A 15,502-nucleotide genomic window follows, 5' to 3' on the forward strand; every position below is an offset into this window, starting at 1 on the left:
ATGCGAAGCCTGCCATCGCCGGTGCCCGAGATCGTCGGCCCCCGCCCCTCCGCCGAGTCCGAGATCACCTGGCTGCTGCACCGGGCGGCGCAGCGCATGCGCGGCGTGACCGGCGACGTGGCCGAGCAGCACGGCCTCGCGCTGCGCGACTACATCGTGCTGAGCGCCCTCGCCAAGACCCCCGGCCTCACCCAGGGCGAGCTCGGCCGATCCCTCGGGCTGGACAAGACCACCCTGATGAGCCAGCTGGACCGGCTTGAGCACCGGGGCCTCGTCGAGCGCCACCACGACCCGCGCGACCGCCGGCTGCGCCTCCCCGTGATCACCGAGGACGGCGAGGCCCTGCGCGCGACGGTGGCCGGCGCCTGCGCCGCCGTCGAGGAGTCGGTCCTGAACAGCTTCGGTCAGGACCAGGTCCAGGCCCTGCGCCGGATGCTCTTCACGATCATCGGCGACGCCGAGGACCGGGGATCCTGCTTGTGACTCGCTTTCGGATCGTCGCCGGAGGGCCGCGGGACGACTGAACGCGGACCGCGGAGATCCCGATGTGGCGAACGCGGGCAACCTTTTGCGCATCGGCGGCCACTAATGCGTGTCCGGCGATCGGGGAGGGTCACTCTCCGCAGCGGACGAACGTCGTCCTGCAACCGCTGACGAGTCCTTGGAGATGTGCTCCTGTGAAGAAGTTCGCGCTTTCGCGGCGCTGGTTGTTCGTATCAACGGCGGCTGTGGTGATGGCGTCCGGTGGCGGGATCGCCGTCGTGACGGCCGCCGCGGCCGAGGTCACCGCGGCACTGCCCAACACGATCGAGGCCGTGCACAGCGGCAAGTGCATCACGACGTCCGGTGCTGCCGGGCCGGTGACGCAGCAGGCGTGTGCGACCGGTGCGGCCGCCCGGCAGGCGTTGCGGGTGACGCCGGCCGCGGGTGGATACACGATCGCGCCACTGACCGGTGGCGGATGTCTGGGCGTGACCGGCGAAACTCCGGTGCGGCTGGTCGCGACCTGCACCGGCGGCGCCGAGCAGACGTTCGCGGTGACCCGGTCCGGCAGCGGTTACGCCATCAAGAACGTGCGGACCGGCAAGTGCGTCGACGTGTCCGGCAGATCCAAGGCGAACGGCGCGTCGATCATCAGCTGGGCGTGCCACAGCGGGACCAACCAGCAGTGGCGACTGACCCTGCCGGCGTCGCCCAGCGCGTCGCCGTCGGTGACGCCGTCGTCGGTGCCACCGTCCGCGACGCCGAGCGCCACCAGTGCCACGCCCACCGGCGGTGCCTCCCCGTCCTCGAGCCCGTCGGCGACGCCCGGCTCGTCGGCACCGTCGGCCGAGGGCTGCGGGCGGGTGGCCGGCGCGACGCCGCAGGTGAAGGTGTCCGAGGTCAACGTCGGCACGGCGGTCACCGGTTACGGCCAGGAGGGTGACACGGAGACGTTGCCGATGGCGGTCGCCGCTTCCCCCGACGGCGGGTCGTGGCTGGCGTGGCAGGGCACGGACAGCAAGGTCTACCTGGGCCGGCTGGATTGCGACGACAAGCTGGTCGGTACGCCTACCAGCTTCACCGGGATCGACCTGCAGGATGTGCAGGCCGACGCGACCGGCGGGGTGCTGCTGCTGACCCGCCGGGGTGACTGCCGCACCGGGCCGTTGTGCGGTGGGTCGTCGAGTCCGTGTAACACGATGCACATGATCCGGTTCGACACCGCGGGTCAGCAGGTGTGGGAGCAGCAGGTCACCAACCTGACCGCCACCCGGGGCGGATACGACGACGGCGCCCGGTTCGTGTGGTGGTATCAGCACCACGGCCGGCTGGCCTCGGACGGCGCCAACTACGCCGCCTACTTCGGCGTGGCGATCACCGTCCAGAACGGCGCCTGCGTGGACATCCACCAGGGTGACCGGATGCAGGTTGTCGGGCCGACCGGGGCGCTGCTCGACGGGCGTGGCAGCTTCAACTTCGGCTGTAGTCACGCGTGGACGTCGCGGATCGTCTGGGACCCGCGAGCGAACAAGTTCGTGATGGTCTGCGCGACCGACAACAACTGCCGGATCGCTCAGCCGGATCCGTACCGGACGGTCGCGGCGGGTACGTGTGACGGCACCCTGTTCGGCGGCGATCTGGTGCTGGCCAAGACCACGGGCTACTGGACGGCGTGGAGCCAGGGCGGCAAGGCCCGGCTGGACCACTTCACCACCGGCGCCTCGGACACCACGATCACCACGGCGGCGGCAACCGCTCATCCGCACCTGGTCAGCTACGGCGCCGGGCGGATGCTGCTGGCCTGGGAGTCGGGGTCGTCGATGCTGGCGCAGGTGTACGACGCCGGCACCGCCCAGACCGTCGGCTCCCCGTTCACCATCGCCGTGCGCGACCACAGCTACCAGGCGTTCAAGGCGTACGCCGACGGCAGCGCCGCCTACCCGGCGGCCGGCAGCACCAGCACCAGCATCAAGATCGCCCGCGTGATGCCGCTCGCCGGCTGAGAACCCAGGAGGCCGCACCCCGCTGTTGCCTCCCGGCCGTCCGGCCGGGAGGCAACGCGAGTCTGACGGGTGCCCGCCTCAGCGGTTCCCGGTTCTCGCGAGCCGCGCCTCCAGCGAGGTGCGACAAGCCGGCCACTCCGCATCGATGATCGAAAACATGGCTTCGCGCTGGCGCTCATGACCTGGCCCGAACCTTAACAGCGGTCCGGAGAGCTGTCGCCAGCCAGCGCAGCTCCTCGGTGGCGTCCGGCGCGCTGCGCTGTCCGCGTACCCGGGACGCAAGCCTGCGGTACTGCTCCGCGCCCGCCTCGATCCCCGCCTCCAGGCAGGCCAGCACGGCGGCCGGATCGGCGTCGCCGACCATCTCGGAGACCAGGTCGGCCGCGGCGGGCCCGGTGGGGTGGATGCCGCCGGCCCGGGCCTCCGCGACGGTGTTGACGATCTGCCGGGCCCACCAGATGCTCGCCCCGGGCGGTTTGCGCTGTCCGGGCCCGGGGGTGCTCAGCTCCAGGAAGACCCGCATCCGAGCCCGGAAATCCGGATCCTGCACCAGTTCCGCCAGCTCGATCCAGGCGTCCACCTGCTCGGGAGTGGGATCGTCGGGCAGGTCGATGCGGAGGTCGCGGATCTGGTCACGCTGACCCGGTTCGAGGTCGAGGCCGCCGAACACGTCCTCCTTGAAATCGTCGATGATCTGCATGCGTTCGGTAGCTGAAAGCCGTGCCAACCGGTTCATCAGTGCTGTCTCCTCGGCGGTGGAACCACGTTTCGATACGGTGGACAACACGGCCCGGCTGACCTTCAGGGAACGGATCCGCGCGTCGAGCGCGGCCACGTGCGTCTCGGCGACCTCGGCGACCGTGGCCCCGCCGTCGAGCACCCGGCGCACGTCGTCGAGGCCGAGGCCCAGCTCCCGCAGGGTGCGAACGAGCTCGACGCGGGCCACCGAGGCGGCGTCGTAGAGCCGGTAGCCGCTCGCCGAGCGGGCCGCCGGCGGCACCGCTCCCTCGTTCGACCAGAAGCGCAGCGTGCGTGCGGCCAGGCCGGTGCGGTGCGCGAGCTGGCCGATGGTCAGCAGGCCGGAGTGTTCGTCCATGGGTGAATCCTCAACGTTGCAGCCGCTGCAAAGTCAAGTGCTCACCGTTTCCGGATCGAAGGCGGGGCACAGAGTCTCCACCGTCTCGCTCGGGCGGCTGGTCCGGCCGTGGCACGCGGCCGGACCAGCCGCCGGGTCACGAGGAGGCGGTCGCGGCTGGCGCCGCCGACGGAGCCAGGCTCGCACAGGCCGACTGCGCCTTGGCCCAGACCTCGTCGGTGACCCCGTCCGGCTTCGTGATGGTCCGCGCGCCGCCGGGGCCGCCGCCGGGTCCACCGTTGCCGCCGCCGGGTGCGCCGGACGGTGGCGTCCCGTTGCCGCCCGGGCCGCCATCGCCGCCACCGGGGGCACCGGAAGGCATCGTCCCGCCGGGTGCGCCGGACGGCGGGGTGCCGCCGCCGGGGCCGCCCATGGTCACGCCATTCTGCTGGAGACACTGGAAGTACGCCGCCATGGCGCCGCCACCGCCGCCCGGGCCGCCGTTGCGTCCGGTGCTTTCGGTGCTCCCGTTGGCTGGGGTGGTCGAAGCGCCCGAGCTGTCGTCCTTGGAGCCGCACGCGGCCAGCGTCGCCACGGTGACCCCGGCGAGCAGGCCCGCGGCGAGGCGCCGGTTGCGAAACAGTACGACGGAAAGGGACACGAATCCTCCTGTGCTCGGGCCGTGGCATCGTGCCACGGCCGTCACGAAGCGGTCAGCGGCCCGCCCTGTTCAGAGCAGCATCCGGGCCGAGCCTGTGCGCCGAGGCTCGGGACGCTGTCGATTCCATATGAACCGATGACACCCTGCTCGCCGAGCCGGAGCTCGCCTCTCGGGCCTTCCGCGGATCCGAACACCTCGCCGGAACCGATGGCCGTTGGTGGCAGCCCGCGATGCGAACAGTGCCAACTCAGGGGCGACGCGTGGTTCCCGCACGACCGTCCCTGAGCATCCCCAGCGTCAGCGAGCCTCCGTCCACACCACCTGATCCAGCAGGTGCAGCGGCGCGGCGCGGACGCCCGCCGCGTCCAAGGCATCCCAGTATCCGGCGGCCCGGTCCGCATCGACCGGCCCGCGGATCAGCGGCAGCCCCGGCATGGCAGCGTGCAGCAGCGACTCCAGCTGGCACGACGCCACCGCGCCGGGCAGTCCGAATCGGACAGTCGCCGGCAGGCCGGCCGCCACGATGCGCTCCGTCGGCCCGACGTCGAGCAGTCCGCCGCCCACCACCAGCACGTCGCCCCGGTCGCGCATCCGGGCCAGCGCCCGCGCGGGATCGAAGCAGTGCGGGAACGAGTCGTCCACCACGACGGTGCCCGGCCGCAGCCGGTCGATGTCCAGCGTGCCGGGGCCCCCGCTGGTCGCCGCCACGACCAGATCGGCCCGGTACACCGCGTCCGGCGCGGACCGGCCGGCGGTGGCGATCTCGATCGGGCCGGGGTAGCCGCCGGCCCTGAGCTCGGCGGCCAGGTCCGCCAGCCGGCCGGCGGTGGCCGGCAGGTCGCACAGCAGCAGCCCGGCCGGCACCTGGGTGGCGCGGGCGAGCAACAACTCCAGCGATGAGCGCCCGATCGAGCCGACGCCCACGACGGCCAGCACGCCGCGGGACAGCGGCCGGCCGTTCGCCGCGACCGCGGCGAGCACGGTGCGCACCACCGAGGCGGCGGTCACCGCATGGCCGGTGGTGACCCGGGCGGCGGAGCGCACGTGCCGGGCCACGGCCGTCCCGAAGCCGGTGTGGGCCGGGATCATCCCGGCCAGCGACACGGTGCGTGCGCCATGCGCGGCGGCGAGGTCGACGGCGGCGGCGCTGTCCGCGGCGAGATCACCGTGGGTGAGTTCGTCGGCGAATCGGGGCAGGCACACGAACCCGGACCGGCCGAGCGGGGTCACCACGGTCTCCAGCAGCCGCGGGGCGCCGTCCGGGAACAGGGCCGCGCGGAGCGTCTCCCGGTCCAGTGCGGGCAGCGCGTCGCGTACCCCTGCCGGAAGGTCTCCCGCCAGGGCCGCGAGTTGCGCCGGGGCCGGGAGGTAGCCGACCAGGGCGGCATCCAGCCGATCGCTCGGGGGCCGCGTGGCGCGGGACCCGGCGGTCTCCAGATCGGCGCGCAGGTCGGCGGCGAGCCGGTCCAGGGCTTCCGCCGGCACCCGGCCGCGCAGCGTCAGCCGCAGGCCGCCGTCGACCGGCCGCACCGCCAGCAGCACGTCCGTGCCGGGCGGCACGGACAGTTCGGCGTCGGTGTCGTCCCAGCACAGCCGCAGGGTCTTGCCCGCGAGCGGGCCGAGCGCGTCGAAGTCCAGGTAGGTGAAGAAGAACTGCCAGCCCTGCGGCGCGGTGAAGGTGCGGTTCCGGGCCGCGGTCACGGCTGCGGCCGTCCGGTCCAGGTCGCCGGCGAACCCGCCGGCCGGGCCGGGCCGCACGGCGACCGCGGTCGCGCACGGCCCGAAGATCCGGGCCAGGTCGGGCAGGGCGTGGTCGCGGCCGGTCACCGCCACCCCCACCATCGGGTCGGGCCGGGCGGTCAACCGGCGGAGGCCGCGCAGGTACGCGGTGAGCACCGGAACGAACGGCGTCGCGCCCGCGGCGGCGGCCAGGGTTCGCAGCCCCGCCACCGTCGCCGGGTCGAGTGTGCAGCCGGCGGTGGCGGTGGTCGTACCCCGGTCGAGCAGGCCACCGTCCCGGGCGGCGGGCGTCGGGGTCAGCCCGTCGAGCAACGCCACGTACTCGCGGAACGTCGACCGCACCGGCGGCAGGGCTGCCTCGCCGTGGTCGTACACCGCCAGCAGCTCCCGGGCCAGCAGAGCCACGCTGTATCCGTCGCCGACGAGGTGGTGCGCGTGCAGCAGCAGGACGTGCTCCTCGGGCCCGAGCCGCAGCAGCCGCATCCGCACGAGGGGCCAGCGCGCCGGATCGAGCCGGTGCGCCCGCTCGGCGGCCAGCTCGTCGGCGAGTTCGCCCGGATCGGCGTCGTAGCCGACCACCAGCCGGGCGGTCGGCGGCAACTCCCGCTGCGCCAGTGGCCGGGCGTCGCCGCGGAAGACCGTGCGCAGCATCGGATGCCGGGCCACCAGCACGTCGACGGCCCGCTGGAACCGGTCGCGATCGAGCGGCCCGCGCAGGCGCGGCGCCGCCAGCCACGTCGCCGCGGTGCCGACCGCGTCGGCCAGCAGGAAGCCACGCTGGGTCAGGCTGAGCGGAAACTCGGCGCCGTCCGGCGGCGTGGCCCGGGCCGGTGGGTCGGCCCGCGCCGCGTCGATCGCGGCCGCGAGTTCGGCGACCGTGCGGTGCCGGTAGATCACGGTGGGGCGGGGCAGCGCCGGCAGGTGCTCCGCCAGCGTGGCGAACAGATCCAGTACGCCGATCGAGTCGCCGCCGAGGGCGAAGAAGTCGTCGGCGCGCCCGACCCGGGGCACGCCGAGCTGGCGTGACCACACCTCGGCCAGCAGCCGTTCGGTCGCGGTGACCGGCGGTTCGGCGGGGCCGGGCGGGAGGACGGCGGGCGACAGCACGGCCCGGTCGATCTTCCCCGTAGCGGTGAGCGGCAGCGCCGGCACCACCTCGACCCGGGCCGGCACCAGATAGTCGGGCAGCAGCCCGGCCAGGTAGGCGCGGAGCTCGGCACCGGTCGGCTCGGCGTCGCCGCGCGGTCGCACCCACGCGATCAGCCGTTCGCCCTCGACCCGGACGGCGGACCGGTCGACGGCCGGATGCCGGTGCAGCACCGCCTCCACCTCGCCCGGCTCCACCCGGTACCCGTGCAGCTTCACCTGGTCGTCGACGCGGCCACGGAACCACAGCAGCCCGTCGGCGTCGCGTTCGGCGCGGTCCCCGCTGCGGTACCACCGCCGTCCGTCGCGCGCCACGAACGCTGCCGCGGTCAGGTCGGGGTCGTCGAGGTAGCCGCCGGCCACCCCGGCCCCGCCGATGTACAGCTCGCCGACCTCGCCGGGGGCGCAGCACCGCCCGTCCGGCCCGAGCACCTCGACCAGCGCGCCGCCGATCGGCCGCCCGATCGGCAGCCGCGTGACGTCGTCGGCGGGCCGTTCGCTGATCACGTGGTAGGTCGCGTTGATCGTCGTCTCGGTGGGGCCGTACAGGTTGGAGATCCGCTGACCGGGCCCGAACAGGTCGTACCAGCGGCGTACGTGCGCGGGCGACAGCTCCTCGCCGCCGACGTGCACCCAGCGCAGCGCCGACAGGTCGGGCGCGTGGGCGCGTTTCTCGGCGGCACCGAGCAGCCGCTCCCACAGGGTCGGGACCGAGCTCCAGACCGTGATCCGGTCCCGCTCGACCCGGTGCAGCAGTTCGCCGGGATCCCGTACGGTGTCCCGGTCCCAGGCGACGACGGTCGCACCGGCGAGCAGCGGCGCGAGCACCTGCCGGACCGAGGCGTCGAAACAGATCGACGCGGTCTGCGCCAGCCGGTCACCGGCCCGGTAGCCGAACGTCGTCACCGCCCAGTCGAGGTAGCCCGCCATCGCCCGGTGGGTGACCGCGACGCCCTTGGGCCGCCCGCTGGAGCCCGAGGTGAAGATCACGTAGGCGGGATCGTCCGGCCGGGTGCTGACCGGGGGCGGGAGGGCGTGCGCCGAGGTCTGCGACTCGATCAGCGTCAAACCGCGGCCGAGCGCCCGCGTCGCCGGCCGGGTGGTGGCGTCGCAGACGACCACGTCCGCCCCGGCCCGGGTGAGCTGGTCGGCCAGCCGGGCCGGCGGGTGGGCGGCGTCCAGCGGCACCCACGCTGCGCCGGCCTTGAGGATGCCGACGACCCCCACGACCGTCTCGGCGCCCGGCCCGGTGAGCAGGCCGATCCGGCGGGCGCCGGTCGCGGCCAGCCGGGCGGCGAGCCGGTCGGAGGCGAGGTCCAGGTCGAGGTAGCTGAGCGGGACACCGTCGGTGAGCACCGCGATCGCCGCGGGAGAACGATGGCACTGGGCCCGGATCCGCTCGACAACCGAAGCCGCCCGCTCGGCGCCGGCCGGCGAAGCGACGGGGGCCGGCCGCTCGGCGTCGGCTGGCGAAGCGACGGGGGCTGGCCGCTCGGCGTCGGCTGGCGAAGCGACCGGGGCCGGCCGCTCGGCGTCGGCCAGCGCGGCGATCTCCGCGAGGTGCTCGTCGGCGAACCGTCGCACGGTCGCCGGGTGGAACAGCGCCGCCGGGTAGTTCCAGGAGAAGTGCAGGGCGCCGTGCGCCTCGAAACAGACCAGGCCCAGCCTGGTCGCGGCCGAGGCGGTGCCGGCGACGGTCGCCACGACGTGCTCACCGGCGGCGCCGGTTCCGGGGAACCGGGCGAAGCTGAAGCTCGCCGGGCTGGCGGTGCGCGGCCCGGCGCCGCTCGCGCCCAGCATCCGGGCGAGGTCCACGGTGGAGACCGAGCCGTGCCGCTCGCTGGCGAGCCATGCCTCCCGGAGCCGGTCGGCGAGCGCGGCGGCCGGTTCGCCGGCGTCGACCCGCGCGAGCACCGGAAGCGTGTCGGCGAACGGGCCGACCATCCGCTCCACCCCGGGCAGCCGGGCGGTGCGCCCGGCCCGGGCCACGGCGACCGGCACGGCGGACTGGCCGGTCCACCGCGACAGGCAGCGCACGTAGCCGGCCAGCAGCAGATGGAACAGCGACACCCCGGCGGCGTGGGCCCGCTCGCTCAGCTGCGCCGTCAGCGCCGGGTCGGTCGCCACCTGGTGCACGGCGAACGGCGGTCGCGGGTCGGCGTCGGGGTCGCCGTCGAACGGCAGCGCGAGGCCGGGATACCGGGCCAGGGCGTCCCGCCAGTACGCCAGGTCCGTCGCGGTCGGGCCGGAGCGCAGCGCCTCATGCTCGCCGAAGGTGGCTCGGGGTGGCGCCGGCGGTTCGTCCCCGGCGTAGCGGGCCCACAGTTCGTCGCCGAGGATCGCGATGCTGAACCCGTCGGCCGCGGCGTGGTGCACCACGAGCACCAGGTGCGCCAGGCCGGGGCCGGCGACGGCGAGCACGGCGCGTACCGGTGGCTCGCGGGTCAGGTCGAAGGGCCGGTTGCGCAGTTCGGCGTCGAGCGCCGCCACCGGCCCGGCGAGCTCGGTCACCGTGAACCAGGTGGGCCGGCCGCTGCCCGGCGCCGCGAAGCGCTGGCCGTTCGGGCCGAACCGCACCCGCAGCATCGGGTGGTGCCGTTCCAGGGCGGCGAAGGCCCGGCCCAGCCGTTCCGGATCGACCGGCCCCGCGATGGTCTGCCGCACGTACGCGTAGGCGGGCACCGCCGGGTACAACCGGGCGTTGGTGTCGAAGGCGAGCTGCACGGGGCTCAGCGGGAAGTCTTCAGTCCGGTCAGGGGTGGTGGTGGGGTGGTCGGATGGGAAGTCGGCCGGGCCGACGAGGTGCCGGGCCAGCTCGCCGAGGGTGCGGTGCTCGAAGAACAACGTCGTCGACAGCGTCCGGCCGAGCCTGGTCTCCAGCTCCTTGACCAGGTCGATGGCGGTCAGCGAGTCGAGACCGAGGGCGAGGAACGGCTCGTCGGTGCCGATCGTGTCCGGATCCCGGTCCAGCGGCCCGGCGAGCAGGTCCCGGACGACGGCGATCAGGTCATCGTGGCCGGCCCCGATCGTCGTCGGCGCCGGTGGCGCTGCCCGCGGCGGTTCCGCAGGCGGGCCCGCGGCGGACCGGGAGGGCCGGACCAGGACCTGGGCGGCGTCGAGTGCGGCGGCCGCCCAGAGCACCTCCGGCACCCGGTCGACCGGCAGCGCGTCGGCACCGGCCGCGACGGCGTGGGCCGCGGCGAGGCCGCCGCCGGTCAGCGCCGGCAGGTTCACCGCCACGAACCGGCGCCCGGCCGCCCGCTCGGCCGCGGCGAACGCGTCGAGGAAGGCGTTGCCGGCGACGTAGTCGCCGAGCGCGCCGGCCAGGCCGGGCAGCACGGACGAGATCGACGACAGCGCCACGACCAGCGGCTTCTGGTCCCGGAGCGCCAGCGCCAGCAGGCGGGTGCCCTCGACCTTGGCGGCCAGCGCGCCCGCCACCTCCGCCGGGGTCTTCGCCCGCAGGCTGCCCGGCCGCACCACGCCGGCCGCGTGCACCACGACGTCGAACTCGCCGTCGGCGACCAGGGCGGCCACGTCGGCCTCCACCGCCAGGTCGGCCGTCCGGTACGTCACCGTCGCGCCCAGCCCGCGCAGTTCGTCCAGCAGCGCGGCCGGCTCCGCCGAACGCCCGGCGAGCAGCAGGTGCGGCCGGCCCCGGCGGGCCAGGTCGCGGGCGATCGCGGCGCCCGCCGCGCCGGCGCCCCCGACGATGAGGTAGCGCCCGTCCGGCGGCGGGACCACGGGATCCGTCGTACGCGCCGGGGCGAACGTGCGCGCCAGCCGCCGGCCGCCGCGCCAGGCGACGATCCGCGCGGGCCCCGGCGCCGGCGGATCGGCCGACTCCCGCTCGACGGCGTCGTGCCGGGCGGCTTCCGGGTCGGCCGAGCAGAGGTCGACGACGCGCACCCCGAGCCGGGGGTTCTCGTCCGCGAGGGCCATCGCCAGGCCGGTCCACACGGCGTGGGCGGGGCTCGGCTGCTCGGCGCCGGTCCCGGTGGCGTACAGGTCCTCGGTGACGACCAGCAGGTGCCCCTCCGCCGGCGCCGCGGCCAGCGCGGTGACGGCGGAGATCGCGTCGGTCCCGGCCCGCAGCACGGTCACCGGCCCGCCGGCGGGCGTGCCGGAAGGTGCGTCGACCCAGCGGGGCGTCGAGAGTTCGGGCGCCGGCGGGTCGGTCACCCAGTGCCGCCGCCGCTGGAACGGGTACGTCGGCAGCACCACCCGGCGAGCACCGGCGTCGAGGCGGGCACGGTCCAGCGGAGCGCCACGGCGCCACACGTCCCCGGCGGTCGTCAGCAGGGCCCCGGCATCGTCGCCGGCCGGCCGTACCGCTGCTCCCCGGACCGTCCCGGCGCCTACCGCGAGGAATGTGTCGTATCCGTCCGCCCGCAGCCGGTCGATCGCTGCGCCGAAGCGCACCGGCCGCGCGGCCAGGTACGCCGCGTCGAACGCGGCACCCCACTCGCCGGTGACCGTGCTGAGCAGCGGGATCCGCGCCGGCGCCGGGGACGGTACGGTTCGCGGCTCGACCGCCAGGCGCACCGCCGCCGCCGCGGTGAGCATGCCCGCGGTCACCGCGGCGGCCAGCTCACCGAGGCCGTGCCCGGCGACGGCGTCCGGCCGCACCCCGAAGGCCCGGAGCTGCGCGGCCTGCGCGACCCCGAACGCGACCCCGAGCGGCCCGGCCACCTCGGCGCGGGCCAGGTCGGCCGCGGGGATCCCGGGGTCGGTGCACCACTCGACCAGGGTGCGGCCGGCGACCGGCCCGACCGCGGCGGACACGTCGTCGAGCACCGCCCGGAACTCGGGCGCCGTCGCATACAACGCCGCACCCCGGCCCGGGCGCTGGGGGCCCGGCCCGCCGAACAGATATGCCACCCGGGGCTGCCGGGCCGCCTGCCGGCCGGGGACCGCCGCCGCCAGCTTCTCGGCGAGGTCGCCGTCGGTCACCACCGAGATCCGGTACGGCCCGTCGTCGCGGGCCGCGGCGGCGGTGGCGCACACGTCCGCCTCGCTCAGCTCGGGGTGGGCCCGCAGGTGGCCCGCGAGGGCACCGGCCGCCTCCCGCAGCGCCGCCGCCGTCCGTGCCGACAGTGTGAGCAGGTGCGGACCGTCGGCCCGGCCCCGCACCACGGGGTCCGGGGCCGGCGGCGCGGACAGGATCGCGTGGGCGTTGGTGCCCCCGAAGCCGAAGCTGTTGATTCCCGCCACCGGGGGACCGGTCCACGGCCGGCGCGCGGTGACCACCTCGAACCCGGCACCGGCCAGGTCGAACCGGGGCGACGGCCGGTCGTGGTGCAGCGACGGCGGAAGCTCCCGGTGCTGCAGGGCCAGGATCACCTTCACCAGGCTCGGCAGGCCGGCGACGTTGAGCAGGTGACCGATGTTGGTCTTGACCGAACCGAGCAGCCGCGGCCGGCCGCCGGGCAGCGGCGGGAACGCGTACGCCAGCGACCGCGCCTCGATGGGGTCGCCCACGGCGGTGCCCGTGCCGTGCGCCTCCACGTAGGTCACGTCGGCCGGGTCCACGCGGGAGTCCCGGTACGCCTGCGCGATCACCTCCCGCTGGAGCAGCGGGTTGGGTGCCATCAGGCTCAGCGACCGGCCGTCGTTGTTGACGGCCGTGCCGCGCACCACCGCCAGCACCCGGTCGCCGCCGGCGTCGTCCAGCCGGGTCAGCACCAGCGCCGCGCCGCCCTCACCGGGGACGAAACCGTCGGCGTCCGCCGCGAAGGCGCGGCACCGGCCGGTCGGCGACAGCGCCTGCGCGCCGGCGAGCAGCCGGTGCCCGGTGGCGGTCAGGCTGAGGCTCACCCCGCCGACCACCGCCAGGTCGCAGTCCCCGGCGGCCAGGCTCAGCCGGGCCAGGTGCAGCGCCACCAGCGCCGACGAGCACGCGGTGTCCACGGCCAGGGCCGGGCCACGCAGATCGAGCAGGTGCGCCACCCGGGCGGCGGTGAGGTTGCGCAGGGCGCCGGTCAACGCGTACGGCGTGCCGTGGTCGGCGTCTCGCAGCAGCTCCGGATAGCCGCTCTCGCCGACCGCCGCGAAGACGCCGACCCGGCGGCCGTGGCGGCGGGGTCCGGCGTATCCGGCGCGTTCCAGGGCCTCGTGCGCCAGCTCCAGGAAGATCCGCGCGTGCGGGTCGAGATAGCGCGCCTCGGCGTCGTCGATGCCGAAGAACTGGGCGTCGAACAGCGCCGGGTCGGCCAGGAACGCCCCGTGGCCGCCGCCGGGCCAGCGGGTCACCGGCGTGACGCTGTCGCGGCCGGCGACCAGGTTGGCCCAGAACTGCTCGGGGGTGTCGGCGTCGGGAAACCGGCAGGCCATCCCGATGACGGCGAGGTCCACGGCGGACGGCCGCGCGGCGGGAGCGGGCACCGGGCGGGGATTCCTCAGCCCGGTCAAGGGCGGCGGCGGGGTGGTCGGATGGGGGGTCGCGGCGGCGTCGCCGGCCAGCAGCCGGTCGGCGAGGGCGGGGACGGTGGCGTAATCACGCAGCTCGGCGGGATCGAGGGTACGACCGAACGCGTCCTCCAGCGCGGCGAGCACCTCCATCGCCGCCAGCGAGGAGCCGCCGATCGCGAGGAACCGGTCGTCCGGGCCGATCCGCTCCGCCGGCCGGCGCAGCACCCTGGCCCACACCTCGCGGACGGTCCGCTCCGCCTCGGCCCGGGTGCGTGGCGCGTGGGCGGTTGTCTCCGCCTCGGCTCGGGTGCGGGGCGGGTCGGCCGGGACGGGTGCCGGAGCGGCGGGCATCGCGACCAGGGCCGGTGGCTGGTCGGCGTCGGCCCGCTGGTCGGCGTCGGCCTCGACGAGGTCGCGCAGGACCTGCCGGCGCAGCTTGCCGCTGGTGGTGCGGGCGAACGCCCCGGCGGGCACCACGCGCACCCGCACCTCGTCGTACGCGAGCGCCTCGGCCACCCGGGACCGGACCCGCCCGGCGACCTCCGGGTCGGCCCGCACGGCCGGGGCGGCCAGAAACACCACGACCCGTTCCCGGCCGTTCGCCGGATCGGTCGAGCCGACCACCGCGACCGGCCCCACGCCGAGCTCGGGGGTTCCGGCCGCCACCTCCTCCAGGTCCACGGCGTGGAACGTGCGCCCGTGGACGAACAGCACGTCCTTCGACCGGCCGGTGACGCAGAGCCGGCCGGTGCGCACGAACCCGGTGTCGCCCGTGCGCAGCCAGCCGTCGACCAGCGCGGCGGCGGTGGCGGCCGGGTCGCGGTGGTAGCCGCGGGTGACGTTGGGACCGCGGACCTGGACGTGCCCCACGAGGCCGTCCTCGACGGCTTCGCCGGAGTCGTCGACCACCCGGATCGCGCAGCCGGGCACCGGGAAGCCGACGTCCATCAGCTCCACCGCCGGCGCCGCCGCCCCGGCGTCCACCGCGACACCGCGCGCCAGCGCCGCCCGGCTCAGCCGCAGCGGGCGGGCCAGCTCGCCCAGCGGCGGGGAGGCGACGGCCACGGTCGCCTCCGCCAGCCCGTACACCGGTTGCAGGGCGCGGGGGTCGAGCCGGGCCCGGCTCAGCTTGCCGGCGAAGGCCCGCCACACGGCCGGGGAGATCGGCTCGGCGCCGACCATGACCAGCCGGACGCTGCTCAGGTCCAGCTCGTCGAGCACCGCGTCGGGCACCCGCCGCGCGGTCAGGGCCAGGGCGAAGTTGGCGGCGGACAGGATCGTGGCGCGGTGTTTCGCGGCGGTGCGCAGCCACAGCTCGGGCCGTTTCGCGAAGGTCAGCGGGCTGAGCCGGACCTGCCGGCAGCGGACGTGCAGGGGGACGAGGTGGGTTCCGATCAGCCCCATGTCGTGGAAGTAGGGCATCCAGGTGACCACGACGTCGGCGGCGGTCGCCGCGCCGGCGCGGGCCGCCTGGTCGAGGTTGGCCGCCACGTTGCCGTGGGTCAGCTCGACGCCCTTCGGCGTGCCGGTGCTGCCGGAGGAGAACTGCAGGAACGCCAGATCGCCGGGGCCGGCCGGGACCGGTGCGGCGAGCGCGGTCGCCGCCCGCAGCACGGTGGGGGAGAGCAGGCGGGCACCGTCGAGAGCGGTGTCGCCGGCCAGCGCCGGCCGGCCGAGGTGACGCCAGACGGCGGCCAGCCGGCCCGGCTCCGGGGGCAGCGGCACCGGGACGACGCCGGCCAGGACCGCGCCCCAGAACAGCGGGAGGAACTCGGCGCTGTCGTCGGCGACCACGATCAGGGGGTCGCCGGCGGTCAGCCCCGCCGCCCGCAGGCCGCCCGCGATCCGCAGCGCGTCGGCGGCCAACCCGCCGTAGGTGGTGACCCGTTCGCCGCCGGCGCCGTCGACGTGGACGACGACCTGATCCGGTGCGTGCGCGGCGGCCCGGATCAGCACTTCGGTCAGCGTCATGGCCCGACGCTA

5 protein-coding genes are annotated in these 15,502 nt (G+C 75.7%); 2 read left to right on the forward strand and 3 right to left on the reverse strand.

What is annotated here, in order from left to right:
• Together DMB66_RS27155 and DMB66_RS27160 are read left to right on the forward strand one after the other, a co-directional pair.
• Window positions 1-483 carry a MarR family winged helix-turn-helix transcriptional regulator gene (locus DMB66_RS27155; RefSeq protein WP_125806944.1) on the forward strand — a complete coding sequence of 161 codons (483 nt, stop codon included), beginning with the start codon at window positions 1-3 and terminating at the stop codon, window positions 481-483.
• 251 nt (window positions 484-734) lie between these two features.
• Entirely contained in the window at window positions 735-2,486 is a 1,752-nt protein-coding gene (locus DMB66_RS27160) for an RICIN domain-containing protein (protein ID WP_233624868.1), read from the forward strand.
• A gap of 175 nt (window positions 2,487-2,661) precedes the next feature.
• On the opposite strand, the gene DMB66_RS27165 is transcribed toward DMB66_RS27160, so the two are convergent.
• From DMB66_RS27165 to DMB66_RS27175, 3 genes are all read right to left on the reverse strand, one after another.
• Window positions 2,662-3,582, reverse strand: coding sequence for a MerR family transcriptional regulator (locus DMB66_RS27165; RefSeq protein ID WP_125806946.1), 921 nt, complete (start codon window positions 3,580-3,582; stop codon window positions 2,662-2,664).
• Between the two features lie 136 nt (window positions 3,583-3,718).
• Window positions 3,719-4,222 (reverse strand): hypothetical protein, encoded by a 504-nt coding sequence (locus tag DMB66_RS27170; protein ID WP_125806947.1) that lies wholly within the window; start codon window positions 4,220-4,222, stop codon window positions 3,719-3,721.
• 297 nt (window positions 4,223-4,519) lie between these two features.
• A complete protein-coding gene (locus DMB66_RS27175; RefSeq protein WP_125806948.1) occupies window positions 4,520-15,490 on the reverse strand; it encodes a non-ribosomal peptide synthetase/type I polyketide synthase in 10,971 nt (3,656 codons plus the stop codon).
• Window positions 15,491-15,502: the final 12 nt, after the last annotated feature.

The organism is Actinoplanes sp. ATCC 53533 (assembly GCF_003947245.1).

Coding starts and splice junctions, on each gene's coding strand:
- DMB66_RS27155 (WP_125806944.1), top strand. CDS start 1: ATGCGAAGCCTGCCATCGCCGGTGCCCGAGATCGTCGGCCCCCGCCCC.
- DMB66_RS27175 (WP_125806948.1), bottom strand. CDS start 15,490: ATGACGCTGACCGAAGTGCTGATCCGGGCCGCCGCGCACGCACCGGAT.
- DMB66_RS27165 (WP_125806946.1), bottom strand. CDS start 3,582: ATGGACGAACACTCCGGCCTGCTGACCATCGGCCAGCTCGCGCACCGC.
- DMB66_RS27160 (WP_233624868.1), top strand. CDS start 735: ATGGCGTCCGGTGGCGGGATCGCCGTCGTGACGGCCGCCGCGGCCGAG.